We start from the raw sequence: 24334 nt of genomic DNA on the forward strand, positions 1-24334 counted from the left end.
AACAGGCTCCTTGTTGGTTCAGTGTCCGGTGCCTTTGAATGCGCACTCTGGCAGCGTTGAAATCACGGCTAACCGATGACGGTCGACATAGTTAGTTACAGCTCAGCATAGCCAGCGCGAAGCCTTGCGCAAGGCCACTAGTCGGCCAGTATCTGGCACTTTTTGCACAAGAAACGGTTCAGCGAGTGGCAGCGACCGCCGTATCCGCCAGCAGATCCAGCAGTGCCTGCACCGCCGCCGACGGCGTCTGCCCCGCAGGCAGCACCAGCGAAAACACCCGTTCGATACGTGGCTGCAGGGCAATCACCCGCAAGCCCTGACGCTCGGCCGGCAAGGTCATTTCCGGCACCAGGGTCACGCCGAGGTTTTCCCGCACCAGAGTGAAGGCGCTGCTCCATTCGCGCACCTCGACCCGCACATCCTGCAACTGCAATCCGGCTTCGGCGGCGAGGCTGCGGGCGTTGGTCGAGCAACCGCCGGTGGCCAGCACAAATGGCAGCGCCGTCAGCTCTTGCAGGCTGACGCCCTGCTCGGTGCCTCGCAACGCCAACGGATGCCCTGCCGGCACCACCGCCACCCATTCATCACGGCCCAACGGCCCGGCATTGCGCTCGGGCGCCGGGTTGAGCACCACACCAACATCCACCAGACCGGCCGCGAGCAGGGTTTCCACCTCGTCGTCGCTGACCTCCAGCGCCACCACTTCGATGCCCGGATACAGCCGATTGAACTGGCGCAACAGCGGCGGCAGAAAACTCGCCAGCACCATGGGAAAACTCGCCAGACGAATCGTCCCGCGCAGCATCGGGCGTACGTTGTCGACGGTCTGGCGAATGGTCTGCAGCGCACCGAGCATCAGCCGCGCCTGCTCGATCACCGGCAGGCCGATGGCGGTGGGCAGGGTCTGGCGGCTCTCGCGACTGAACAGTTGCACGCCGAGGGTTTCTTCCATCAGCGCCAGGGCCTGACTCGCGCCGGACTGGGTCATGCCGACCCGCTCGGCCGCGCGGGTGATGTTGCCGTGATCGGCGACGGCGACCACCAGCCGCCAATGCATCAGGTTCATCATGGCAGTAGCTGTCCTTATGGCAGGTTTCTGAAAGATTAATTTTACCGAGGGGTCGGCGCACTATGACACTGGCGCCAAATCCTCACCAGAGAGCTGCCGATGAAGCTGTATTACGCCCCGCAAGCCTGTTCACTGGCGCCGCACATTGTGCTGCGCGAACTGAAGCTGCCCTTCGTGCTGATCCGCGTCGACAACCGCAGCAAGCGCACCGCCAGCGGTGAAGACTTCCTGGCGATCAATCCCAAGGGTTATGTCGCGGCCTTGCAACTGGACGACGGCGCGGTGCTCACCGAAGGCCCGGTGATCCTGCAGTATCTGGCGGATCTGCAACCACAGTCAGGGCTGGCGCCGGCACCCGGCAGTTTCGAACGCCTGCGTCTGCAGGAGTGGCTGAATTTCATTTCCAGCGAGATCCACGGCGGCCTCGGCGCGCTGTTCGATGAGCGGCTGCCGGCCGAGGTGATCAAGGAGAAGTTGTTCAGGCGTTTTGCGGTGTTGGTGACGGTGCTGGAGCAGCAGGATTATTTGCTGCCGAGTGGTTTCAGCGTGGCGGATGCGTTGTTGTTTGTGGTGTTGCGCTGGGCCGGGTTGTTTGACATTGATTTGGCGCAGTGGCCGGCGCTGGCGCGGTTTCAGGCGCGCGTCGAGCAGCGGCCGACCGTGATGGCGGCGTTGGCGGCAGAAGCGGCGTAGGCCGGTGGATTATTCGCGAGCAAGCTCGCTCCCACACTGGATTCGGGCAAGCCATGGACCCAGTGTGGGAGCGAGCTTGCTCGCGAAGGCGGTAGCTCAAACGCCACAGATCAAACAGTTGAAACTCAAAGCCCCGCCGTCACCTTGCTCGCCACCTCCCCCGGCACCCACGCCTGCCACACCTGCGGCTGGTCGCGCAAAAACGCTTCGGCAACCTGCCGTGGTGGCTGGCGCTTTTCGCTCATTCCGGCCAGGGTCTGGTTCAGCAGATCAATCGGCAAATCGACTTTCTCGAAGAACGTCACCAGTTCCGGATACTGCGCCTTGAACGGTGCCGACACGCCGATCGCCAGGCTGGCCGGCATCGAGCGGGTGCCTTTGGGATTCGGGTTATTGGCATCGGCCAACGTCTTCCAGGCCTCGGCATCGAACGGCGGCTCTTCGAGCTTCACCAGTTTGAAGCGCCCGAGCAGCGGCGTCGGCGACCAGTAGTAGAACAGCACCGGTTTGCCGCGTTTGATCGACGACGCCACCTCGGCATCCAGCGCCGCGCCGGAGCCGGTGCGGAAGTTGACGTAGCTGTCGGTCAGCGCATAGGCCTTGAGTTTCTGGCTGTTGACGATCTCCGAAGTCCAGCCGGTCGGGCTGTTGAGGAAACGCCCACGACTCGGGTCTTCCGGGTCGCGGAACACGTCCTTGTAGCGCGGCAGGTCGGCCACCGATTTCAGCTCCGGGGCCAATGGTTTGATGCCGCGCTCGGGGTCGCCCTTGATCACGTATTCCGGCACCCACCAGCCCTCGGTCGCGCCCTTCACCGTATCACCCAGGCCGAACACCTTGCCTTCATTGGCCGCCTTGACCCACGCCGGACTGCGCCCGGCCCATTCCTCGCCGATCACTTGAATGTCGTTTTTCGCCAGCGCCGCTTCCAGGCTGACGGTGCTGCCCGGCAGCGTATCGGTGGGGTAGCCGTAGCCTTTTTCGACGATCAGGCGCAGCACTTCGGTGATGAAACTGCCGCTTTCCCAAGTGATGTCACCGAAGTGGATCGGCGCGGTTTTCTCCGCCGCCGAAACAGCGCCGACGCTCAGGCTCAGCGCCAGCAGCGAACGGCCGAGCAGGGTTTTGATCGATCTCATGCGGACCTCTTGTCTGTCAGGATTTGATTGGCGCTGTGGCGGTCGCACAGGGCCTGGGAACGGCTCATGTAAGAGCTGACCGAACGCTGGGAAATGCCCAGTTCGGCGGCGATTTGCGGGTAGGTCAGGCCATCGATCCGCGCCAGCAGGAAGGTCGAACGGACCTTGCCGGGCAGGCGTTGCAGGCTGTGGTCGAGGCGTTTGAGGGTCTGACTCAGTTGTGCGAGGTCTTCAGGCGAAGTGGCAGCATCGATGTCGATCTGCTGCGCATGCCGGCGCTCCAGATCCGCCCGGCGCCAGCGCTGATAAAGCAGGCGTTGGGCAATCGTGGTGAGCATGGCGCGGGGTTCACGGATCGCCGTGACACTGGGTGACTGAAGCAACTGCGCGAAGGTTTCGGCAGCGATGTCTTTCGCGCTTTCGGCGTCGTGCAACTGCCGGCGCAGGTAAGTGCACAGCCAGCGGTAGTGGGCGCGGAACAGTGCGTCGAGATGATTGCGGTGAACGGTGTCGGCGCCGGACATAGGGGCTCCTGGATAAGGGGTCGCTGAATGTCCGGTGATCCGGTGGCGCGATCGTAGCAAGGCGCCTTATGCATTAATAATATTTATATTTCATTTTTATATTCTTTTTAGAGATATAAAAGCAAAAGATCGCAGCCTTCGGCAGCTCCTACATTGGAATGCAACCTGTAGGAGCTGCCGAAGGCTGCGATCTTTAGCGCAAGCGACCATAACCCAACTCTACAGCCTCACGCTGATAGTCGAGCAGAATCCGATAATCGCTTTCACTGGCCGGCAACACTTCAGGCAAACCAAGGATCTGCGCCACATCTGGCAACTCACCCAACGCCTGATTCATAACCCGGCGCAGCTGTTCGATCTGCTCATCAGTGGCGTTAGCAACGGTGATAAACGGCAACGTCGGGCTCAACGCACTGCGCGCCACTACCCGCAAACCGCTGACTTCTTGCGGCGCATGCTGAGCGAGATAGGCATAAGTCACACTGTCGATCGCTGCCAGATCGGCGCGCTCTTCACGCAGCCAGCGCAGACTTTCGCGGTGTGCGCCACTGATGCCGACCGTGGCGAAGAACTGCCCGTCGCGGTGCAATGGCGCCAGACGCTGGCGCAACAGGTTCATGCCGCTGTTGGAGTCTTCACTGTTGATCACTCCGCGACTGCCGCGAAAGTCCGCCAGGGTTTTGCGCGCATCATCGGCACGGCTGAGAATCAGGCTGCAGTGATTGCCGGCAGTGGCGTCGGGCAGCTCGTAGCGCGGACGCCCGACGATGCGTACCTGATCGCGCAGCAAGGTCATCAAGGGATAGCCGCAGGTCTGGGTCAGCAGCAGATCGGGGGATAACCAAAGCTCGGGGAGCGACAGGCTGGCGGCGTCCAGGCGGGAGTGGCCGAGGTGTTCGAGGATGCGTGAAATCCAGCGTTCGTTGGCCAAGCGGATGGGCTCGGGGGCGGTGTACATCAGCAGTTCGAGATGGTGTTGGTTCATACACGTTATTCCCGGACAACAAATTTTTTACTGTAGGCCTTCGCCTGCTCGCGATAGCGGTGTGTCAGCAAGCTTTTCGTTGATTGACACACTGCTATCGCGAGCAGGCGAAGGCCTACAGGGTTTGTGGTGTTTTTGAGGTTAGTGGTAAGGATGCTGCGGACTGTCGATCGGCCTCAACCCGTGCTGCCGCCACAACTGCCCATAACCTTGCACCAAAAATCCACCACTGCGCGCCACCCATTGCTCGCGGCGCATCCGGTAGGCCGCCGGCAAGTCGTACCACGCCAGCCCCGGCAGGTCGTGATGCACAAGATGAAAATTCAGATTCAGAAACAGCCAGCGCCACGGCCAGCCGGCTTCATTGAGAACGGTACGCTGCTCCGGTTGAGCGTGCGGGCGGTGTTCATAGTAGGAGCGGATCATCGCGATCGACAGCGCCGGCACACTGATCAGCAGCAGGTAATGCCAGACCGGCAACACACTGTAGCGGGCGATGAACCACAGCATCAACACGGTGAACACACCGTGGGTCAGCCACATCAGCCAGGCCTGATGCTCACGGTTTTTCAGGCGTTGCAGCTCTTCGGCGGCCAGCGTCAGCAACGCCAGCGGCGCGCCGATCGCGAAACGCCCGAGCACGGTTTTATTCAACCAGTGCAGGCCTCGCTCGAATAGCGAACTGCCCTGCCAGCGCGCCGCTGTCAGATAACGGCTCTCCGGATCGACGCCGGGCACGGTCAGGTCTTCATCGCGGTGATGCAACAGATGGCTGTCTCGGTACAAGGTGTACGGGTACCACACCGCGAAGGGAGCGTAGCCAAGGAGTTTGTTGAACAGCACCGAGCGGGTCGGGTGCCCATGCAGCAACTCATGCTGCACCGACAGCCACAGCACCAGCAGCGGAATCAGCAGCAATGTACTCAAGCCGCGACCGAGCCACTGACTGTTGAGGATGATTGCGAACCAGCCGCCATACACGCCGATCAGCAGCAGCCAGGTCGGCCATTCGGTGCGGGCGGTGAAACGCTGGCGCAGGGTTTCGATCTGCTGGCGATGGTCGGCGTCGAAGTAATTCGGCATGGCGTGGCTCGGAACGGGAATCTTCCCCTTCTGTGCAACGAGGCCGGGCAATCTTGCAGATTATTTTTGCGCTGAAACGGGAGCCCGAGATCCGGGCTCCCGAAGGACGTGATCAATGACCGAAAATATCGACCTTCTTGGCTTTCTTCTCCGCACGCTTTTCAATGGCGGTCTTGGCCGGTTTCTTCTTCGCGGCTTTCTTTGAATCCATACCTTTGGACATGATGCGTACTCCACTCACAGGGATGTAGGCTCAGGTATACACCTATCCTGCGTTGCCCGTTCTTTTATAATCGACGCTTTGCCCGCCGCCAGTCCGATCCCATGCCCGATACCCAGTATGTCCTGCTCGACGAGCCTTTGTGGCCGTTGATGAACAAGTTTTACCGTAGCCACCAATCGTCGATGAAAGCGGTGCGCGATGCGCAGTTGTGGGTTGCGCGTCGCGAGGACATCGTCGCCGCGCTGTGCCTGCGGCCGGTGGCGGGCGGGCACTGGTTGACCGGGTTGTTTGTCGAACCGGGTTGCCGTGGGCAAGGGATCGCCGCGCAGTTGATCGCGGCGGCGGTGAAGGATTTGCAGGAGCCGGTGTGGCTGTTCTGTCATCCGGACTTGCGCGGGTTTTACGAGCGGCGCGGTTTCAGTTTCGATCCCGCCCTGCCCTACGCGCTGGCCGAACGGTTGAGCCGGTATGCGCGGAACAAGCCGATGATTGCGATGGGGCTTGTTTGAAGATCAAAAGATCGCAGCCTGCGGCAGCTCCTACAGGGATCGGTGTAGGAGCTGCCGCAGGCTGCGATCTTTTGATTTTGCTTAATCGTCTGCGCTGGGATCGAGATCCGGGAACATCACTTCGGTAAAGCCGAATTTGCTGAAATCGGTAATCCGCGACGGGTACAGGCGGCCAATCAGATGATCGCACTCATGCTGCACCACCCGCGCATGAAAACCCGACGCCACGCGCACTATCGGCTCGCCCTTGGGATCAAAGCCCTCGTAGCGAATCTGCTGATAACGGTCCACCGCGCCGCGCAGGCCGGGCACCGACAGGCAGCCTTCGAAGCCCTCTTCGGTCAGCGTATTCAACGGCGTGATCAGCGGATTGATCAGGATCGTCTGCGGCACCGCTTCGGCGTCCGGGTAGCGTTCGCTGTGCTCGAAACCGAAGATCACCAGTTGCAGGTCGACGCCGATCTGCGGCGCAGCCAGGCCGACGCCACCGACACTTTCCATGGTCTGGAACATGTCATCGATCAGTTGCCACAGCTCGGGGCTGTCGAACATTTCCGGCGGTACTGGCGGGGCGATGCGCAGCAGGCGTTCATCGCCCATTTTCAGAATTTCACGGATCATGGTCAGACTTCGTCAGTGTTCGGTTTCAGCGACTGGTCGCGGCCAAGCCCCGAAACGTGTTGTTTGGGATGTTCATCGAGTTCGCCGGGGACTTTTTCGCCCTCGTCCTTGCCCTCGCTGGACATGTGCTCGATCACCGCGTTCATCTCCGCCCCGAGCAACAGCACGGCGGCGGAAATATAGAAATACAGCAACAGCACAATGATCGCCCCGATGCTGCCATACATCGCGTTGTAGTTGGCGAAGGTTTTGACATAGAACGCAAAGCCCAATGAGGCAACGATCCACACCACCACCGCCAGCACCGAACCGGGCGTGATGAAACGAAATTCCTGTTTGACGTCGGGCATCACGTAGTAGATCAGGGCCACGGCGACCATCATCAGAATCACGATCACCGGCCAGCGCGCAATCGTCCACACCGTGACAATGAAGTCTTCGAGACCCACCTGCGCGGCAATCCAGCCCATCACCTGCGGCCCGAGCACCATCAGCGCGGCGGCTACCAGCAACATGCCGGCGATGCCGACGGTGTAGAAAATCGACAGCGGGAAGCGCTTCCAGATCGGCCGGCCTTCGACCACGTCATACGCGGCGTTCATCGCGCTCATCATCAATCGTACGCCGGCAGACGCGGTGTACAGGGCGATGACGATACCGATGGAGAGCAAGCCGCCCTTGGACTGCTGCAACTGATCGATCACCGGGTTGACCTGCTCCAGCGCCTGTGGCGGCAATACCAGTTCCGACTGCAGGCGCAGCCAGGTGAAGAAGTCCGGCAGGTGCAGGAAACCGATCAGCGCGATCAAAAACAGAATGAACGGGAACAGCGAGAACAGCATCTGGTAGGCCAGTGCCGAGGCATAGGTCGACATCTCGTCGTCGACGAATTCAGTCACCGTGCGCACCATCACCCGGTGCAGTGGCAGACCTTTCATGTCCGGAAAAATCATTCGCGTCTCCTTTCGCCGCATTACAGGTTGAAGTCGTGGCGACTCAGGGGCGGTTTTTACATCACGGTAGTCTACTTGGCGACGCTTGGTGGCGCGCGCAAGCTTTTGACACAAGAACGGCCATCCCTGGATGGCCGCTCGTGTGTTTCGTTCAAGGCGGGATTACGCCTTGTCGACACCTTTCTTGATGGCGTCTTTGGCTTTGCCGACTGCTTGCTGGGCTTCGCCTTTTTTCTCTTGAACCTTGCCTTCGGCTTGCAGCTTGGTGTTGTCGGTGGCTTTACCGACGCCTTGCTTGACGTTGCCGACAGCTTCGTTGGCCATGCCTTTTACTTTATCGCCTGTGCTACTCATGGTGTTTCTCCTTGGTGCATTAAAGGGGAAAAGTCAGTACGTAATGATTGACCGGGCGGGTTTGCCACGAGTTTCATTTATTTTTGCCGTTCATTTCGTCGTGCCATGCAGGTTGGGCTTTATGTTTGCCCCGCAAGCCCCGAGAATGCGCACCTATGGGCGCCGTGCGCCAACGATCAGATCCCGCAGGAATGTTATGAAACTCGATAAAAAGCAGGCCATTGCCCGTCGCAACCAGGAACTGGGCGGCGCCGTGCTCGGCACCAACAACTGCCACTTCGCCGAATTGAACCGCAACCGCAACATCTGGTGGTTCGACCTGCCAGTGACGAGACTGGCCGTCGGGCAATACGAGTGGATTCATCTGCTGATGCACACCCCGGCCACCGACGAGCTGCTGCACCTGAAAGTGCCGACAGTGTTTCTGCGGGAAAAGCTCGAAGGCCTGGTGATTCGCAACGAAGGCAAGCGCAAGGCGGCGTTGAGCCTGGAATTGAGTGCCGACAAGGATTCGTACCTGCAGGACATGCGCCCGGCGGGCACCAACGTAAATTTCGCGCCGTTCCGCCAGTAACAATTCCTCGTGGCAACTGGACTCTGTGGCGAGGGAGCTTGCTCCCGCTGGGCTGCGAAGCGGCCCCATAACCCCGTGTCAGTTGAGTACTGACACACCACATTCACCGGACTTACGACTGCTACGCAGCCGAGCGGGACGGTGCGACGACTCGACAAGCTCCCTCGCCACAGGATTGAAGAACGCCGTCCAACAAAAAGCCCCGCATCTGCGGGGCTTTTTGCTTCAGGCGGCGTTCTTCGCCTTGATCTTCTTCAGCTCTTCGTCACGCAACTCACGACGCAGGATCTTGCCGACGTTGGTGGTCGGCAGCGCATCGCGGAATTCCACCGAACGCGGCACCTTGTAACCGGTGACGTTGGCGCGCATGTGCTCCATCACGGTTTCCTTGGTCAGGGTCACGCCCGGCTTGGCCACGATGAAAATCTTGATCGCCTCGCCCGACTTCTCGTCCGGCACGCCGATGGCTGCGCACTGCAACACGCCCGGCAGGGTCGCCAGCACATCTTCCAGTTCGTTCGGGTAAACGTTGAAACCGGAGACCAGGATCATGTCTTTCTTGCGATCGACAATGCGCATGTAGCCATCGGGCTGGATCAGCGCGATGTCACCGGTCTTCAGCCAGCCTTCGCTGTCGAGGATTTCATCGGTGGCTTCCTGACGCTGCCAGTAGCCCTTCATCACTTGCGGGCCCTTGACGCACAGCTCGCCGATTTCACCCATGGGCTGCTCGACACCGGCATCGTCGATGACTTTGCACAGGGTCGACGGCACCGGAATGCCGATGGTGCCGATCTGGATGTTCTGGATCGGGTTGACCGTGGCCACCGGACTGGTTTCGGTCATGCCGTAGCCTTCGCAGATCGAGCAACCGGTCACTGCTTTCCAGCGCTCGGCCGCCGCCAGTTGCAGGGCCATGCCGCCGGACAGGGTGACTTTCAGGTTGGAGAAATCCAGCTTGCGGAAACCTTCGTTGTTGCACAGCGCGACGAACAACGTGTTCAGGCCAACGAAGCCGCTGAACTTCCACTTCGACAGTTCCTTGACCATCGCCGGCAGATCGCGCGGGTTGCTGATCAGGATGTTGTGGTTGCCGATCAGCATCATCGCCATGCAATGAAAGGTGAACGCATAGATGTGGTACAGCGGCAGCGGCGTGATCAGGATCTCGCAACCTTCATTGAGGTTGGAGCCCATCAGCGCCTTGCACTGCAGCATGTTGGCAACGAGGTTGCGATGGGTCAGCATCGCGCCCTTGGCCACACCGGTGGTGCCGCCGGTGTATTGCAGCACCGCGACATCACCGCTGTGCGGGTTGGCTTCGGCCACCGGCTGGCCCTGGCCCTTGCTCAGCACGTCGTTGAACTTGACGGCTTTGGGCAGGTGATAGGCCGGCACCATCTTCTTCACGTACTTGATCACGCTGTTGATCAGCAGGCGCTTGACCGGCGGCAGCAGGTCGGCGACTTCGGTGACAATGACGTGCTTGACCCCGGTTTTCGGCACCACGGCTTCCGCCAGGTGCGCCATGTTGGCCAGGCACACCAGCGCCTTGGCGCCGGAGTCGTTGAATTGGTGTTCCATTTCCCGCGCGGTGTACAGCGGGTTGGTGTTGACCACGATCAGCCCGGCGCGGATTGCACCGAAGACGGCGACCGGATACTGCAGAACGTTGGGCAGTTGCACGGCGATTCGATCACCGGGCTGCAAGTCGGTATGCTGTTGCAGATACGCGGCAAACGCACCGGACAATTCGTACAGTTCACCGTAGGTGATTGTCTTGCCCAGGTTGCTGAAAGCCGGCTTGTTGGCGAAGCGTTGGCAGGATTGCTTCAACACTGCCTGAATATTCGGGTACTCGTCTGGATTGATGTCGGCAGCAATTCCAGCCGGGTATTTATCCTTCCAAAAGTCTTCGATCATGGAAGCCCACTCCTCAGCAACGCGAATTCTTCACCGCATTTGATGCGATTATTATTGGTGTGTGTTTTGTATTGGTGAATCTGGCTTTTCTACAGGCCGAGAAGTCACAAAGCGCGCCGAGAGTAGCAGCTTTGCCGAGGGCCGACTAGAGCCAAAAGCGGCCTCCATGGTCACTTTAGTGACTCAAGACTTTCCAGCAGTCATTTTAGAGCAAAAATCCTATACCGCCCTGAAAGCCCTGCTTTTCCGGGACTTCACCGCCCAAAAAGCATCGCGGGCAAGCCCGCTCCCACAAGGTTGATGGAGATCCCTGTGGGAGCGTGGCTTGCCCGCGATCCGCGCAACGCGCGGCCATTCACCGATCAGGCGATATCACGCAACTCCCGCCGCAGAATCTTCCCGACCGGCGTCATCGGCAACGACTCACGCAGCACGATGTGTTTCGGCACCTTGTAAGAGGTGAAGTTTTCTTTGCAGTACGCCTTCAGTTCCTCGAGGCTGACCCCGGTTTCCCGCGCCACCACAAACAGCTTCACCGCCTCCCCCGAACGTTCGTCCGGCACGCCGATCACCGCGCAGTTGGCGACTTTCGGGTGCGCCATCACCACGTCTTCGATCTCGTTGGGGTACACGTTGAAACCGGAGACGATGATCATGTCCTTCTTGCGATCAACGATGCGCACGAAGCCATCCGGGTCGATCACCGCGATATCACCGGACTTGAACCAGCCCTCGGCGTCCAGCACTTCGGCGGTGGCCTCGGGTTTGTGCCAGTAGCCTTTCATGATCTGCGGGCCTTTGATGCACAGCTCGCCGCGCTCGCCCATCGGCTGCTCGACACCCTCATCATCGATGACTTTCAGCAGCGTGCCCGGCACCGGCAGACCGACCGTGCCCAGGCGCGACTGGGTGCCATACGGGTTGGTGCAGGCCACCGGCGAGGTTTCGGTCAGGCCGTAACCTTCGGTGATGCGGCAACCGGTGATCTGCTCCCAGCGCTCGGCGGTGGCCTTGACCAGCGCGGTGCCACCGGAGTTGGTCAGCTTGAGGCTGGAGAAATCCAGGGTCTTGAAGTCCGGGTGCTCCATCAGCGCGACGAACAACGTATTCAGGCCGAGCAACGCCGAGAAACGCCAGTTCTTCAGCTCTTTGATGAAGCCTGCAATGTCCCGCGGGTTGGTGATCAGCACGTTGTGGTTGCCCGAAACCATCATGCACATGCAATTCGCGGTAAAGGCATAGATGTGATACAGCGGCAGCGGCGCCACCATCACCTCCTGCCCTTCGCGCAGCAGCGGCTGACCGTCCGGCCCCAACTGCGCAAGACACGCGCGCACTTGCTGCATGTTCGCCACGAGGTTGCCGTGGGTCAGCATCGCGCCCTTGGCCAGACCGGTGGTGCCGCCGGTGTATTGCAACACGGCAATGTCGTCGAGACCGACTTTCAGCGGCTTGATCCCCAGGCCGCGACCCAGGCGCAGCGCACTCTTGAACGAGATTGCCTGGGGCAGCGAATAGTCCGGGACCATTTTCTTCACTTTGCTGACCACGGTGTTGATCAGCCAGCCCTTGGCGGTGGGCAGCATGTCGCCCATCTTTGCTTCGATCAGGTATTGGATGTCAGTGTCCGGCAGCACTTCCTGGACCTTCTGCCCGAACATGTTCAGGTACACCAGCGCGCGGGCACCGGAGTCCTTGAACTGGTGACGCATCTCGCGCGCGGTGTACAGCGGGTTGGTGTTGACCACGATCAGTCCGGCGCGCAAGGCACCGAACACGGCAATCGGATATTGCAGCACGTTGGGCATCTGCACCGCGATGCGATCCCCCGGCACCAGATCGGTGTGGGCTTGCAGGTAACCGGCGAACGCCGCGCTGTAGCGCTCGAGTTCAGCGTAGGTCAGGGTCACGCCCATATTGCTGAAGGCCGGCCGGTCCGCGAATTTCTTGCAGGAACGCTCAAACACCTCGATCACCGACTTGAACTCGCCCATGTCGATGTCCAGTGGTACGCCGGCGGGGCGTTTGTCATTCCAGAAATCAGGTTGCATTGTTCTTGTCCTCTTTACCTGAATCGATCCGGGAGCCGCTTTTCTGTGGTTTCGCGCTGATCCCTGAGGGCACAAAGCAAAAAGCGGAGCTTCACGGACACTAGCAGTTATGGCCATTGAGGCAAATATGGGCAATGGCGACATTGATCGTATGAATCTTCCTGCCGTGGCGTGAGCTGATCGGACGCGCTATACAATGCTACGACTGCGGGCCAATACCGCTCGATAAAAAGGAATTGCCATGATCCACCGAGGCTTTTGGCTGGACGCGAGTGACCGCAGCCGCCTGTTCGTCAACCAGTGGCTGCCGGCTGCGCCCCTGAAAGCGCTGATCCTGCTGGCCCACGGCATGGCCGAACACAGCGCGCGCTACGAGCGGCTGGCGAATGCGTTCTGTGAACAAGGCTATGGTGTGTACGCCCCGGATCTGCGCGGCCATGGCAAGACCGCCGAACACGGGACACTCGGGCATTTCGCCGATGACGACGGCTGGTGCAAGGTGATCGGCGATCTGGCCAATCTCAATCAGCACATCGGCCAGCAGCATCCCGACGTCCCCATCATCCTGCTCGGGCACAGCATGGGCAGCTACCTCGCCCAGGGTTACCTGCTGCATCACAGCGCCAGCCTGCACGGGGCGATTCTCAGCGGTTCGAATTTCCAGCCGGTGGCGCTGTATGGCGCAGCAAGGCAAATCGCCCGATTCGAAAAACTGCGTCAGGGTGGCAAGGGCCGCAGTGCGCTGATCGAGTGGCTGTCGTTCGGCTCGTTCAACAAGAAATTCAAACCGGCGCGCACGCCGTTCGACTGGCTGAGCCGCGACCCGGTCGAGGTCGATCTGTATGCCAGAGACCCGTTGTGCGGCTTTCGCTGCACCAATCAATTGTGGATCGACCTGCTCGGCGGCTTGCAGCAGATCAGCAAAGCGTCCAATCTCGCCCAGATCGACCCGGGCCTGCCGCTGCTGGTGATCGGCGGTGAATGTGATCCGGTGAGCGAAGGCAAGCGTCTGACAGATCTGGCCGAGGCATTGCGCGCGGCCGGCAGCCAGAACCTGCAACTGAAGATCTACCCGCAGGCGCGGCACGAATTGTTCAATGAAACCAATCGCGACGAAGTGATTGCCGATGTGCTGACCTGGATCGACCAGGCGCTGAGCCATCGCCGCCCGCATCGCAGCGAATAATTTTTTGTGGATTCACTTTAATCCGTCACAGGAATCAAGACCGATGACCCAGGTTACCAACATCCCTTACGAAGCCCTCGAAGTCGGCCAGACCGCCAGCTACAGCAAGACTGTCGAAGAGCGCGACATTCAGCTGTTCGCCGCGATGTCGGGCGACCACAACCCGGTGCACCTGGACGCCGAGTTCGCCGCCGCCAGCATGTTCAAGGAACGCATCGCCCACGGCATGTTCAGCGGTGCGCTGATCAGCGCCGCCGTTGCCTGCGAACTGCCTGGGCCGGGCACCATCTACATCGGTCAGCAGATGAGCTTTCAGAAGCCGGTGAAGATTGGTGACACCTTGACCGTGCGCCTGGAAATCCTCGAGAAACTGCCGAAGTTTCGTGTGCGCATCGCCACTCGCGTGTTCAATCAGCGTGATGAATTAGTAGTGGATGGCGAGGCTGAGATTCTCGCGCCGCGCAAGCAGCAGACCGTGACCCTGCCGACGTTGCCGGCGATCAGCATTGGCTGATTAAAAGATCGCAGCCTTCGGCAGCTCCTACAGGGGAACGCATTCCAATGTAGGAGCTGCGGCAGGCTGCGATCTTTGGCTTTCCCCTCACGCATAAAAAAACGCCAGACCAGCTGGCGTTTTTTGTAACCTGCGAACGCTTACGAACGAGCGCGAGCCTGGTTACGCAGGGCTTTCACTTGGTCGTGGTTACGTTGTACACCGTGGTACTGACGCTCAACCAGGTCACGAATGCCGACCAGACCGTGCTTGTTGATTTTCTCGATGGCTTCACGATAAGCCTTCAGCGCATGGTCTTCACCGCGCTCGGCTTCGTTCAGTACAGCCTCTTCGTCCTTGCCAGTGAACATGGCTTTGACGTCGACCCAGCGACGGTGCAGGTCACCACTGACGCTGGTAGAGGTTTCCGGATCGCCGCCCAGTTTACGCACTTCAGCCTGCAGTTCAGCGGCGGCAGTCGCGCAATCGGCAGAACGGGTCACGAACAGGGTTTTGAGTTCTGGGTGCTTGATGTCTTCAGCGCAAGTCTTGAACCCTTCCTGGCCGTCCTTGCAGGTTTCGATCAGGTCGTTGAGTACAGAGATGGCTTCTTTATTCATGTCAGTCATTTTTCAATTCCTTGCGGTTGGTTGAAGATGCAAGGGTTATTGCAGTGTGCGTGCCAGCTTTTCATTCAAAAATAAATCGTTATATTTCAATAAGTTAAAGATATTTGAACTATCTGTATCACGGTTATTTGCATGATCTGTCATTTGGCCTGCATGCAGAATGCCTGTATTTTCCTGACTGTTCTGAATCCAGATGATTGCCACTGATGAATCCTGAAAAACTTGAACTGCTGATCACCCGTGAAATGCCCTTCGGCAAGTACAAGGGCCGGATCATTGCCGACCTGCCTGGGCCTTACCTGAACTGGTTTGCCCGCGAAGGTTTTCCCCACGGCGAACTCGGCGGACTGCTGGCGCTGATGCAGGAAATCGACCATAACGGCCTGTCGGATCTGCTCGAACCGTTACGCGCCAAACACGGCAAACCTGCCCCGCGCCACTGAAGCGCCCTCCTCCCAAGAGCCTCGACCATGCCTGACAACACCCGCCGCGCCCGTGACGAAGCTTTCTGGCAAACCTTCGCCGATCGCTACGAAGCGCAAACCGGCCCGCTGAACCTGGAGAACGGTTACTTCGGACGCATGTCGCGCACGGTGATCGAGGACTACCAGCGCAACATCGAGCTGATCAACACCCGCAACTCGGTGTATGTGCGCCAGCGTTTCGAACATCACGACAGCCTGGAGATCCGTGCGCAACTGGCCGAGACCATCGGTGTGCGCGCGCAGAGCGTGGCCTTCACCCGCAACGCCAGCGATGCGCTGCAGTCACTGATCCGCAATTACAACCGCCTGCAACCGGGCGATCAGGTGCTGATCAGCGACCTGGAATACGACACGGTCAAGGGCGCGATGCGCTGGCTGTCACGCCATCGCGGTGTCGATGTGATCGAGATCAACCATGCGCATCCGGCCAGTTTCGACAGCCTGCTGGACAGCTACCGCGAAGCCTTCATCCGCTATCCGAAGCTCAAGCTGATGGCTCTGACCCATGTCACCCACCGTACCGGTCTGGTGATGCCGGTGCAGGCCATCGCCGCGCTGGCGAAACAGCATGGCGTGGACATCATCCTCGACGGCGCTCACGCCCTCGGCCAGATCGACTTCAATCTGGAAGCCATGGGCATCGCCTTCGCCGGTTTCAACCTGCACAAATGGATCGGCGCACCACTGACCCTGGGCTTTCTGTATATCGCCCCGCAGCGTCTGGCCGACATCGACCCGGACATGGGCGAAATGCACTTCCCCGCGACCGACATCCGCGCCCGCACCCCGTACAGCACGCCGAACATTCCGGCGCTGATGTCGCTGCCGCTGGTGTTCGAGGAGCACCGTTCGCTCGGTGGTGCGGCGGCCAAAGGGGCGCGACTCAATTACCTGCGCAACCTGTGGGTCAGCGCGGTGCGCCACCTGCCGGGGATCGAAGTGATGACCCCGGATGATCCGCGCCTGTATTGCGGGATCACCTCGATGCGTTTCACTTGCCACGCCGATCAACAGGCCATGGTCGAGCGCCTGCTCAACGAGTACAACCTGTTCACTGTGGTGCGCAACGGCGCAGCGAGCGGGCCGAGCATCCGCATCACGCCGGGGCTGACCACTACTGCGGATGACATGCAGTTGCTGACCCGTGCACTCAACGAGTTGCGTTGATCCGCTTACACGGTGTACTTGTCGAAGTCCTCGGGCTTGATCTGCGACGAGGCGGCAAAGGTGTCGATGCCGATGGTCAGGTGGCCGAAAAATCCGTCCTCGTGAGAGTCGCGGCCGATCGGCCACACGGTCAGGGTCGACCCCTCGCCGCCCATGTTGGCGTAGTAGCTGTCGTCGGCATTGTTCAACGGTGCCGAGGCACGCCCGCGATAGTCCCGGGCATTGAGCACCGCGCGTGACACCACTTCGGGGAAATACAGCTGGCCAACCCAGGCCACGTTGCGCTCCTCCAGATATTCACTGCCGCTGACCATGCGCACCGCCACGTGAATGTGCAGCGCCCGACCGGCATAGAACCCCGGATAGATGGTGGTGAAGCGCACCCGCCCCTGCTGATCGCAGAACTGGCTGCCGCGCAGGTAAGTGTCATCGTCGGTGCGCGGCACTGAGCCGATGGCATCGGAGTCGACCTCCAGATCCGGATTGATCCGGCTCCACCCCGAATAGGCGCCCCGTGCATTGCAATGCCAGATGTCCACCAGTGCCCCGCTCACCGGCTGACCGGTCATCGCGTCGACGATGCTCAGGCGCAGCAGCAAGGGCAGCCCCTCGGCGCCTTCGCTGATGTTGCGCCGCAGCAACTTCGGATTGCGGAAGTAAGGCCCGGCGATCTGCTCGGGGGCCAACTGATAGATTGATGGTGACGATGCGGTTGAAGTGTCTCGTTCCATGACGCGTTCTCTTCTCCATAAGAGAACGCAGGTTAACGCCACGTCCAAAGGCCCGTGCGGTAACTATGTATCGCAGCGTAACGAATGACTATGTAGGAGCTGCCGCAGGCTGCGATCTTTTGATCTTGATTAAAAAACAACATCAAAAGATCGCAGCCTGCGGCAGCTCCTACAGGGGTTTGGTTTTTTTCGGGCAAAAAAAAACGGTGCACCGACCAAGCGCACCGTAAAGCCGTAGAACACACAACGAAGTGTCAGGTAAAACGTTTAGTCAAGCAGCGCCAGGGCCTCGGCGGTGCATTCCTGAATGCGCGCCCAGTCGCCGTTCTTGATCCACTCGGGATCAAGCATCCAGCTGCCGCCCACGCACATGACGTTTTTCAACGCCATGTAGCTCTTGATGTTGGCCGGGCCGACGCCGCCAGTCGGGCAGAATTTCACTTCGCCGAACGGGCCGCCGAGGGCCTTGATTGCTGCTACACCGCCGCTGACTTCCGCCGGGAACAGCTTGAAGCGGCGATAACCCAGGCCATAGCCTTCCATGATGCCGGAGGCGTTGCTGATGCCCGGCAGCAGCGGAATCGGGCTGTCGACGCTGGCTTCGAGCAGGTCACGGGTGATGCCCGGGGTGACGATGAACTGCGAACCCGCCGCTTCCGCCGCCGCAAGCATGTTGCGATCAAGTACGGTGCCGGCACCGGTCACCAGCTCCGGACGCTGCTCACGCAGGATCTGGATCGCCTTGAGACCGAACTGCGAACGCAGGGTCACTTCCAGCGCGGTCAGGCCACCGGCGGCCAGAGCGTCGGCCAGTGGCAGCACGTCCTGTTCACGGGCGATGGTGATCACCGGCAGAATCCGCGCCTTGGCGCAGAGGCTGTCGATCAGGGCAACTTTGTCCGCCATGGAAACGGTCGGGGATGGGGTTGTCATAGCGGCTGTTCCTTGGCTCATGGGCACCAGTAAATCTCTAACGTGGGTTGCAGAAACGCGCGCACCGGCATGGCCGCGACGTCGTCGGATGCCAGTGCGGCATTCAGGGTGGTCAGTTTCGACTGACCGGAAATCGACAGAATCTTGTGCTTGGCCGAAGCCAGCAGCGCGCGGCTCATGGTCAGGCGTTGACGCGGCACACTCGGCGCCAGCATCGGCCAGCAGCGACGAGTGCCGTCGGCCTGCAAGGCTTCAGTCAGGTTCGGGCTGTCAGGGAACAGCGACGCGGTGTGACCGTCATCGCCCATGCCCAGCACCAGCACGTCAATCGGTGGCAATTCCGCGAGCAGACGGTCGGCCTGTTCCGCAGCCTGCTCGACGTTGGCCGCCGCGCTGTAAAGGCTGAGGAACTGCGCCTTGGCCGCCGGGCCTTTGAGCAGGTACTGCTTGAGCAGGCCGGCGTTGCTGTCGGCGTGTTCAATCGGTACCCAGCGTTCGTCGGCGAGGGTCACGACGACCTTCGACCAGTCCAGCGCCTGCTTGGCCAGGTGCTGAAAAAACGCCACCGGGCTGCGTCCGCCAGAGACCACCAGCACCGCGTTGCCACGTGCGGCGATCGCTTCGCTCAGTTGCTTGGCAACGTTCAGTGCCAGACCTTCGGCCAACAGCACCGGGCTCTTGAATTCGTGGGCATTCACGCCCGCCGGCAGTTTCACATCAGATATCGCCATACCACGACCTCCCGTCCCGCGCGATCAGTGCAATCGAGCTCATCGGCCCCCACGACCCGGCCGCATACGGCTTGGGCGCGTCACCGGATTTTTTCCAGCCGGCGATCAACTGGTCACACCACTTCCACGCGGCTTCGATTTCATCTTTACGGACAAACAGGTTCTGATTGCCGTTCATCACTTCCAGCAACAACCGCTCGTAGGCATCGGGGATCCGTGCGCTGCGCCAGGTGTCGGAGAAATTCAGTTGCAGCGGGCCGCTGCGCAGTTGCATGCCCTTGTCCAGGCCCTGCTCCTTGGTCATCACGCGCAGGGAAATACCTTCGTCCGGTTGCAGACGGATGATCAGTTTGTTGCTGATCTGTAGGCGCTGTTCCGGCGCAAAGATGTAGTGCGACGGTTCCTTGAAGTGGATGACGATCTGCGACAGTTTCTGCGGCATGCGCTTGCCGGTGCGCAGGTAGAACGGCACACCGGCCCAGCGCCAGTTGCGGATGTCGGCACGCAGGGCGACGAAGGTTTCGGTGTCGCTCTGGGTGTTGGAATTCGGCTCTTCGAGGTAGCCCGGCACGGACTTGCCTTCGCTGTGCCCGGCGATGTACTGACCGCGCACCACTTGGGTGGTCAGGCCTTCCGGGCTGATCGGCGCCAGCGCCTTGAGCACTTTCACCTTTTCATCACGGATGCTGTCGGCGGACAGGTCGGCCGGCGGGTCCATGGCGATCAGGCACAGCAGCTGCAACAGGTGATTCTGGATCATGTCGCGCAACTGGCCGGCCTTGTCGAAGTAGCCCCAACGGCCTTCGATACCAACCTTCTCGGCCACGGTGATTTCCACGTGGGAGATGTAATTCTGGTTCCACTGGGTTTCGAACAGGCTGTTGGCGAAACGCAGCGCGATGAGGTTCTGTACGGTCTCTTTGCCCAAGTAGTGGTCGATGCGGTAGGTGCGGTTCTCCGGGAAGAACTGCGCCACGGCGTCGTTCACTTTGCGCGAGGATTCCAGATCGGAGCCGATCGGCTTTTCCAGAACCACGCGGGTGTTTTCTGCCAGACCGACTTTCGCCAGGTTCTCGCAGATTGCGCCATACACCGCTGCCGGTGTGGCGAAGTAGGCAATCATGCGTTGCGTGCTGCCGGCGGCTTCGGCCAGCGCCACATAGTCTTCAGCCTTGAGGAAGTCGACGTGCAGGTAGCTCAGGCGCGCCAGAAAGCGCTCGGCCACGGCCTCGTCCAGCTCTTTGCCGACGTAACGGCGCAATTCGGCGGCGATGAACGCCATGTGCTGCTGTTCGGAACCGGGTTCACGGGCCAGCGCGAGGATGCGCGTGTCTTCGTGCAACAGGTCGGCGCCATCGAGGTGATAAAGGGCAGGAAACAGCTTGCGCAGGGCCAGATCGCCCAGAGCGCCGAACAAGGCAAAGGTGCACGGTTCAACCGTAATCGAAGGCATGATGTTTGTTCTTTTATCAAGTTAAGCTACAAATACCTTTTTTCAAGGCATCACTCAAGGGAAAATGTAGTAATAACCACAACATTTTCGCAAAATACAGATTCCGAGTGGTGGTCGGTCGGAGCCATCAGTAGGATAGGCCACCGTTACGGGCCATATCAAAGGCCCAATTTGCATAGCCCGGCGCACCTTTGCGCAGGTGAATTAGGAATTCCATATGGACCGCGTGCGAAATTTACTGGAACAGATCCAGAGTCGCCTTGAAGAGCTGAACAAGGCCGAACGCAAAGTCGCCGAGGTGATCCTGCTCAACCCGCAGCAGGCTACTCGCTTCAGCATCGCCGCCCTCGCCCAGGCCGCATCGGTGAGCGAGCCGACGGTCAACCGTTTCTGCCGTTCGTTCGGTGTCAGCGGCTACCCTGAACTCAAGCTGCAACTGGCGCAAAGCCTGGCCAGTGGCGCGGCGTATGTCAGCCGCGCGGTGGAGGCCGATGACAATCCCGAGGCTTACACGCAGAAGATTTTCGGCAGCGCCATCGCTTCGCTGGACAGCGCTTGCCAGGCGCTCGATCCGAACCTGATCAGCCGCGCCGTCGATCTGTTGATTCAGGCGCGGCAGATTCACTTCTTCGGCCTCGGTGCGTCAGCGCCTGTGGCTTTGGATGCGCAGCACAAGTTCTTCCGTTTCAATCTCGCCGTCACCGCCCACGCAGACGTGCTGATGCAGCGAATGATTGCTTCGGTGGCGCATACGGGTGAGCTGTTCGTGATCATTTCCTACACCGGCCGCACCCGCGAACTGGTGGAAGTGGCGCGCATCGCCCGGGAGAACGGCGCTTCGGTGCTGGGCCTGACCGCCGAAAATTCGCCGCTGGCCAAGGCCAGCACCCTGAGCCTGAACATTCCGCTGCCGGAAGACACCGACATCTATATGCCGATGACTTCGCGGATCATTCAGTTGACAGTGCTGGATGTGTTGGCGACCGGTATGACCTTGCGTCGCGGGGTGGATTTCCAGCCGCATCTGCGCAAGATCAAGGAGAGCTTGAATGCCAGCCGGTATCCGGTTGGGGATGAATTCAGCTAAAGATCAGAAGCACCCTCACCCCAGCCCTCTCCCGGAGGGAGAGGGAGCCGACCGAGGTGTCTTGCGCGGTACATCGACCTGAAACACCGAGTCGATTATGGATTCACCGACATTCGTTCAGGTCGGTGAATCTCTCGAATATCCCCGATTCGGTCCCCTCTCCCTCCGGGAGAGGGCTAGGGTGAGGGGCTACGAGGTGAATGACACACTCAAGCCGCCGCCCACGCCTGCAAACTCAAATGCGCCTTCTCCCCCGGCGCCAGATGCAGGCTGTCGGTACCGCCCGCCGCCGCTTCGACACAGACAAACTCGGTCACTTCATCCCAGCTCACGCCCAACAGGGGGCGCGAGCCAGGATGCCAGACCACGGTGTCGCCACTGTCACCGGTATCGATGCACAACTCGCGCTGCCAGGCGTGATCCTTGAGCTGTAGTTCGCCGTCGTGCTGGAACACCCGCTGACAACCACCATCGACACGCAACTCGCCTTCCTGCTGGCAGGACTGGCGGCTCAACTGGTCGTAACCCTGCGCACCTTCGAGGCCAGACAGCGCTATCTCACCGACGTCACCAATACGCCAGTAAGCGTGCAAAGCCTGGCTCAACTGGCACGGCATGTCGTCCTGATGCTCGGTGCTCAGGCGTAATTCCATGCGCTCACCGAGGTGCGCGTGCAGGTCGACCTGCCAGTCGCATAGCTGCAATTGCCAATGCAGGCGCACGCCATCTTCGGCACTGCTGCTGTCGAGCAGTTTCCAGTCGAGCAGCCGCGCCCAGCCATGGGATGGCCAGGCGTTTTCGCTCGGATGGCGGCCATACCACGGCCAGCACACCGGCACGCCGCCACGAATGGCGCCAACGTGCGGCCACTTCGCCGCACACCACAACCACGGTTTCTGCCCGCGCGGCTGAAAGTGCAGCAACTGCGCGCCCTGCCGACTGAACACCGCCTGACACAGCGGATGGTCGATCACCAGCACATCGCGCATCTGATAGCGCTCCCAGGCGAACACCGGTCGCTCGCGCAGGGATTTGAAGAAGCGTTGCAGCGGATGCTCATGCATTGGCCACGGTCCTGAAAATCATGGGGGTACTCAACAATCCACATTGCTCTTGTGGCGAGGGAGCTTGCTCCCGCCGGGCTGCGAAGCGGCCCTGAAACCATTCACTGCGGTGTGTCAGTCAGACTGCATTTGCCGGATTACGACTGCTGCGCAGCCGGGCGGGAGCAAGCTCCCTCGCCACAAAAGCGATCCACTGAACTTCGCAAAAAAAAGCGGACAGCCTTGGCTGTCCGCAAATATGCGCACATGGAGAGGAGCTTATCGCAACAACGTTAGAACGTAGACTGAATTTTCAGGCCAGCGACCAAAGCGTTGTCCACTGCATCCACACCACCCGGGTGCGTGATGTATTGCAGGTTAGGACGCACGGTCAGCCAGTTGGTGACGTGGAAGCCGTAGTTGATTTCGTAGTTGTATTCGGTTTCACGAATCGGCGAGAACACCGGGTTGTCGTAGTCCGACACTCCGTTGGAAGCATTCAGCAGCTCGGCGTTTTTCTTCACGTCATCGTTGACGTGGATACGCGCCGCACCAATGCCGACGTCATCCTTCGGACGTGCGTCGAACGGGCCTTTGTAGACAAACATCACCGACTGGTAGTTGTCGATGAAGTTGGTGTCCTTGTCGTGGAACGTGGCGTTGGCGGCAATGTTCAGACCGCGAGTCGCATCACCGTTGTGGCTGGTGAGTTGCTGCTGCGCGACGAACCAGTAGCCGTGTTTGCTGCTGTGGGTCTTGTACGCGTCGCCAGTGGTCGCCGCGTCGAAACCGTTGACGTCTTCGCGGACATCATTGGCATCCGCCGTGCTCTTGTAGTAACCGATGCGGTATTCGCCCGGCAGGCTGTTGACCTTCGGCGACCAGACCAGTTCGACTGGCAGAACAGTACCGGCGGTGCCGCTGCCACTGAGCTTGAAGCCGTTGCCGTGTTCCAGCTGCGACGGGTTCTGGTTGTAAGCACCGATCTGCGCGTAGAGCTCGTCGTTGATGTTGTACTTCACACGGATCGCGGCCTGGCTGACCGGCCAGTTGTACCAGATGTTGGTCGCCCAGTTACCCACTTGCGAGCCGCAGAACGCCAGGTTCTGGAAGTCGCACGGGAAGGTGTTGAAGTCTTCGCCTTCACCGAAGTAACCGGCCTTGACGTCGAGCTTGTTGTCGAAGAACTGGTGCTGAATCCACAACTGGGTCAGACGCACCATGTGGCCACGACCGTAGACCTCCTGCGACGACGACAGAGTGCCGGCACGCGGATCGCCAACGCGGTCGTTGGAGATGTTTTGCCCGTTACGGTTGGTCAACTGGATCTTGGCCTGAGTGTTGTCCCAGCCCCAAAGTTTTTGCAGGTCCAGCGCCACGCCCAGACCGAACTGATCGCTGTAGCGACCGGTCTTGTCGTCGTTGTAGCCGCCATGCAGGTTGGCGCCCATTTCCCCAACGTAGTCGGCCTTGATGTCGATACCCTGCTCGATCAGCTTGGTCCGCTCGCCACCCCAGTCACCGGTCATCCATTTCGAGTCGGAGCTGAAGGCATCCGCCGCCATGGCGTTACCGGCCAGCACCAATGCCGCCGCAGCTGACACTTGGCAGATCAACCGGGCATTGACGTGTTTCTTTTTCATCCCTACATCCTCGTCTTTATTGTTATTAACTGTTTTTTTCCAACGCGGTTTA

General features: G+C 60.0%; 26 protein-coding genes. 8 read left to right on the forward strand and 18 right to left on the reverse strand.

Annotation, left to right across the window (positions count from 1 at the left end; genetic code table 11):
• Nucleotides 1-178 precede the first annotated feature (178 nt).
• Nucleotides 179-1069 carry a LysR family transcriptional regulator gene (locus ABV589_RS07850; protein ID WP_367085473.1) on the reverse strand — a complete coding sequence of 297 codons (891 nt, stop codon included), beginning with the start codon at nucleotides 1067-1069 and terminating at the stop codon, nucleotides 179-181.
• Between the two features lie 99 nt (nucleotides 1070-1168).
• Between ABV589_RS07850 and gstA the strand changes: the two genes are divergently transcribed.
• On the forward strand, nucleotides 1169-1762 hold the full coding sequence (gstA, locus tag ABV589_RS07855) for a glutathione transferase GstA (RefSeq protein WP_367085474.1): 594 nt from the start codon (nucleotides 1169-1171) through the stop codon (nucleotides 1760-1762).
• Nucleotides 1763-1887: 125 nt separating this feature from the next.
• Here gstA and ABV589_RS07860 read toward each other — a convergent pair whose 3' ends face one another.
• From ABV589_RS07860 to ABV589_RS07875, 4 genes are all read right to left on the reverse strand, one after another.
• On the reverse strand, nucleotides 1888-2901 hold the full coding sequence (locus ABV589_RS07860; RefSeq protein WP_367085475.1) for an ABC transporter substrate-binding protein: 1014 nt from the start codon (nucleotides 2899-2901) through the stop codon (nucleotides 1888-1890).
• Nucleotides 2898-3425: a sigma-70 family RNA polymerase sigma factor gene (locus ABV589_RS07865; protein ID WP_367085476.1), complete on the reverse strand. Its 528-nt coding sequence runs from the start codon at nucleotides 3423-3425 to the stop codon at nucleotides 2898-2900. Before ABV589_RS07865 ends, ABV589_RS07860 begins: the two co-directional genes overlap by 4 nt.
• Before the next feature lie 193 nt (nucleotides 3426-3618).
• Nucleotides 3619-4410, reverse strand: coding sequence for a PhnD/SsuA/transferrin family substrate-binding protein (locus ABV589_RS07870; protein ID WP_367085477.1), 792 nt, complete (start codon nucleotides 4408-4410; stop codon nucleotides 3619-3621).
• Nucleotides 4411-4551: 141 nt separating this feature from the next.
• Nucleotides 4552-5493 (reverse strand): fatty acid desaturase, encoded by a 942-nt coding sequence (locus ABV589_RS07875; RefSeq protein WP_367085478.1) that lies wholly within the window; start codon nucleotides 5491-5493, stop codon nucleotides 4552-4554.
• A 324-nt stretch (nucleotides 5494-5817) separates the two neighbouring features.
• Between ABV589_RS07875 and ABV589_RS07880 the strand changes: the two genes are divergently transcribed.
• Nucleotides 5818-6225 (forward strand): GNAT family N-acetyltransferase, encoded by a 408-nt coding sequence (locus ABV589_RS07880; protein WP_367085479.1) that lies wholly within the window; start codon nucleotides 5818-5820, stop codon nucleotides 6223-6225.
• 81 nt (nucleotides 6226-6306) lie between these two features.
• On the opposite strand, the gene def is transcribed toward ABV589_RS07880, so the two are convergent.
• From def to ABV589_RS07895, 3 genes are all read right to left on the reverse strand, one after another.
• Nucleotides 6307-6846 carry a peptide deformylase gene (gene def / locus ABV589_RS07885; RefSeq protein ID WP_108589054.1) on the reverse strand — a complete coding sequence of 180 codons (540 nt, stop codon included), beginning with the start codon at nucleotides 6844-6846 and terminating at the stop codon, nucleotides 6307-6309.
• 2 nt (nucleotides 6847-6848) lie between these two features.
• Nucleotides 6849-7799 carry a YihY/virulence factor BrkB family protein gene (locus ABV589_RS07890; protein WP_007969331.1) on the reverse strand — a complete coding sequence of 317 codons (951 nt, stop codon included), beginning with the start codon at nucleotides 7797-7799 and terminating at the stop codon, nucleotides 6849-6851.
• 162 nt (nucleotides 7800-7961) lie between these two features.
• Nucleotides 7962-8153 (reverse strand): CsbD family protein, encoded by a 192-nt coding sequence (locus ABV589_RS07895; protein WP_003227408.1) that lies wholly within the window; start codon nucleotides 8151-8153, stop codon nucleotides 7962-7964.
• Between the two features lie 196 nt (nucleotides 8154-8349).
• On the opposite strand from ABV589_RS07895, the gene ABV589_RS07900 reads away from it, so the two are divergent.
• The gene (locus ABV589_RS07900) at nucleotides 8350-8727 is read left to right on the forward strand and encodes a hypothetical protein (RefSeq protein ID WP_007969330.1); all 378 of its coding nucleotides are present in this window, start codon (nucleotides 8350-8352) and stop codon (nucleotides 8725-8727) included.
• Between the two features lie 225 nt (nucleotides 8728-8952).
• On the opposite strand, the gene fadD1 is transcribed toward ABV589_RS07900, so the two are convergent.
• Both fadD1 and fadD2 read right to left on the reverse strand, forming a co-directional pair.
• The gene (fadD1, locus tag ABV589_RS07905) at nucleotides 8953-10650 is read right to left on the reverse strand and encodes a long-chain-fatty-acid--CoA ligase FadD1 (RefSeq protein ID WP_367085480.1); all 1698 of its coding nucleotides are present in this window, start codon (nucleotides 10648-10650) and stop codon (nucleotides 8953-8955) included.
• Between the two features lie 362 nt (nucleotides 10651-11012).
• Nucleotides 11013-12701: a long-chain-fatty-acid--CoA ligase FadD2 gene (gene fadD2, locus ABV589_RS07910; protein WP_367085481.1), complete on the reverse strand. Its 1689-nt coding sequence runs from the start codon at nucleotides 12699-12701 to the stop codon at nucleotides 11013-11015.
• A gap of 241 nt (nucleotides 12702-12942) precedes the next feature.
• Between fadD2 and ABV589_RS07915 the strand changes: the two genes are divergently transcribed.
• Both ABV589_RS07915 and ABV589_RS07920 read left to right on the forward strand, forming a co-directional pair.
• Nucleotides 12943-13887, forward strand: a complete 945-nt coding sequence (locus ABV589_RS07915) for an alpha/beta hydrolase (protein ID WP_367085482.1) — start codon at nucleotides 12943-12945, stop codon at nucleotides 13885-13887.
• Between the two features lie 43 nt (nucleotides 13888-13930).
• Nucleotides 13931-14401 carry a MaoC family dehydratase gene (locus ABV589_RS07920; RefSeq protein ID WP_003227420.1) on the forward strand — a complete coding sequence of 157 codons (471 nt, stop codon included), beginning with the start codon at nucleotides 13931-13933 and terminating at the stop codon, nucleotides 14399-14401.
• A 140-nt stretch (nucleotides 14402-14541) separates the two neighbouring features.
• Here ABV589_RS07920 and ABV589_RS07925 read toward each other — a convergent pair whose 3' ends face one another.
• Together ABV589_RS07925 and ABV589_RS07930 are read right to left on the reverse strand one after the other, a co-directional pair.
• Nucleotides 14542-15009 (reverse strand): PA2169 family four-helix-bundle protein, encoded by a 468-nt coding sequence (locus ABV589_RS07925; protein ID WP_003227422.1) that lies wholly within the window; start codon nucleotides 15007-15009, stop codon nucleotides 14542-14544.
• A 36-nt stretch (nucleotides 15010-15045) separates the two neighbouring features.
• Nucleotides 15046-15213 (reverse strand): hypothetical protein, encoded by a 168-nt coding sequence (locus ABV589_RS07930; RefSeq protein ID WP_367085483.1) that lies wholly within the window; start codon nucleotides 15211-15213, stop codon nucleotides 15046-15048.
• A gap of 2 nt (nucleotides 15214-15215) precedes the next feature.
• Here ABV589_RS07930 and ABV589_RS07935 point away from each other — a divergent pair, with 2 nt between their 5' ends.
• Nucleotides 15216-15452 carry a DUF3820 family protein gene (locus tag ABV589_RS07935; protein ID WP_003227425.1) on the forward strand — a complete coding sequence of 79 codons (237 nt, stop codon included), beginning with the start codon at nucleotides 15216-15218 and terminating at the stop codon, nucleotides 15450-15452.
• Nucleotides 15453-15479: 27 nt separating this feature from the next.
• Nucleotides 15480-16661 carry an aminotransferase class V-fold PLP-dependent enzyme gene (locus ABV589_RS07940; RefSeq protein WP_367085484.1) on the forward strand — a complete coding sequence of 394 codons (1182 nt, stop codon included), beginning with the start codon at nucleotides 15480-15482 and terminating at the stop codon, nucleotides 16659-16661.
• A gap of 5 nt (nucleotides 16662-16666) precedes the next feature.
• On the opposite strand, the gene ABV589_RS07945 is transcribed toward ABV589_RS07940, so the two are convergent.
• From ABV589_RS07945 to zwf, 4 genes are all read right to left on the reverse strand, one after another.
• Entirely contained in the window at nucleotides 16667-17392 is a 726-nt protein-coding gene (locus ABV589_RS07945; protein WP_367085485.1) for an intradiol ring-cleavage dioxygenase, read from the reverse strand.
• A 267-nt stretch (nucleotides 17393-17659) separates the two neighbouring features.
• Nucleotides 17660-18325 (reverse strand): bifunctional 4-hydroxy-2-oxoglutarate aldolase/2-dehydro-3-deoxy-phosphogluconate aldolase, encoded by a 666-nt coding sequence (locus tag ABV589_RS07950; RefSeq protein WP_007969324.1) that lies wholly within the window; start codon nucleotides 18323-18325, stop codon nucleotides 17660-17662.
• A gap of 17 nt (nucleotides 18326-18342) precedes the next feature.
• The gene (gene pgl / locus ABV589_RS07955; RefSeq protein WP_367085486.1) at nucleotides 18343-19056 is read right to left on the reverse strand and encodes a 6-phosphogluconolactonase; all 714 of its coding nucleotides are present in this window, start codon (nucleotides 19054-19056) and stop codon (nucleotides 18343-18345) included.
• The gene (gene zwf / locus ABV589_RS07960) at nucleotides 19043-20509 is read right to left on the reverse strand and encodes a glucose-6-phosphate dehydrogenase (protein ID WP_367085487.1); all 1467 of its coding nucleotides are present in this window, start codon (nucleotides 20507-20509) and stop codon (nucleotides 19043-19045) included. The genes pgl and zwf overlap by 14 nt, the downstream gene beginning before the upstream one ends.
• A gap of 226 nt (nucleotides 20510-20735) precedes the next feature.
• On the opposite strand from zwf, the gene ABV589_RS07965 reads away from it, so the two are divergent.
• Entirely contained in the window at nucleotides 20736-21596 is an 861-nt protein-coding gene (locus ABV589_RS07965; RefSeq protein WP_367086180.1) for a MurR/RpiR family transcriptional regulator, read from the forward strand.
• Between the two features lie 209 nt (nucleotides 21597-21805).
• Here the strand turns inward: ABV589_RS07965 and ABV589_RS07970 are convergent, their stop codons facing one another.
• Together ABV589_RS07970 and ABV589_RS07975 are read right to left on the reverse strand one after the other, a co-directional pair.
• Nucleotides 21806-22660 (reverse strand): D-hexose-6-phosphate mutarotase, encoded by an 855-nt coding sequence (locus ABV589_RS07970; RefSeq protein ID WP_007969321.1) that lies wholly within the window; start codon nucleotides 22658-22660, stop codon nucleotides 21806-21808.
• A 272-nt stretch (nucleotides 22661-22932) separates the two neighbouring features.
• A complete protein-coding gene (locus ABV589_RS07975; RefSeq protein ID WP_007969320.1) occupies nucleotides 22933-24282 on the reverse strand; it encodes a carbohydrate porin in 1350 nt (449 codons plus the stop codon).
• Nucleotides 24283-24334: the final 52 nt, after the last annotated feature.

Origin of the sequence: Pseudomonas sp. HOU2, assembly GCF_040729435.1 — a bacterium.
Taxonomy (GTDB): Bacteria; Pseudomonadota; Gammaproteobacteria; order Pseudomonadales; family Pseudomonadaceae; genus Aquipseudomonas.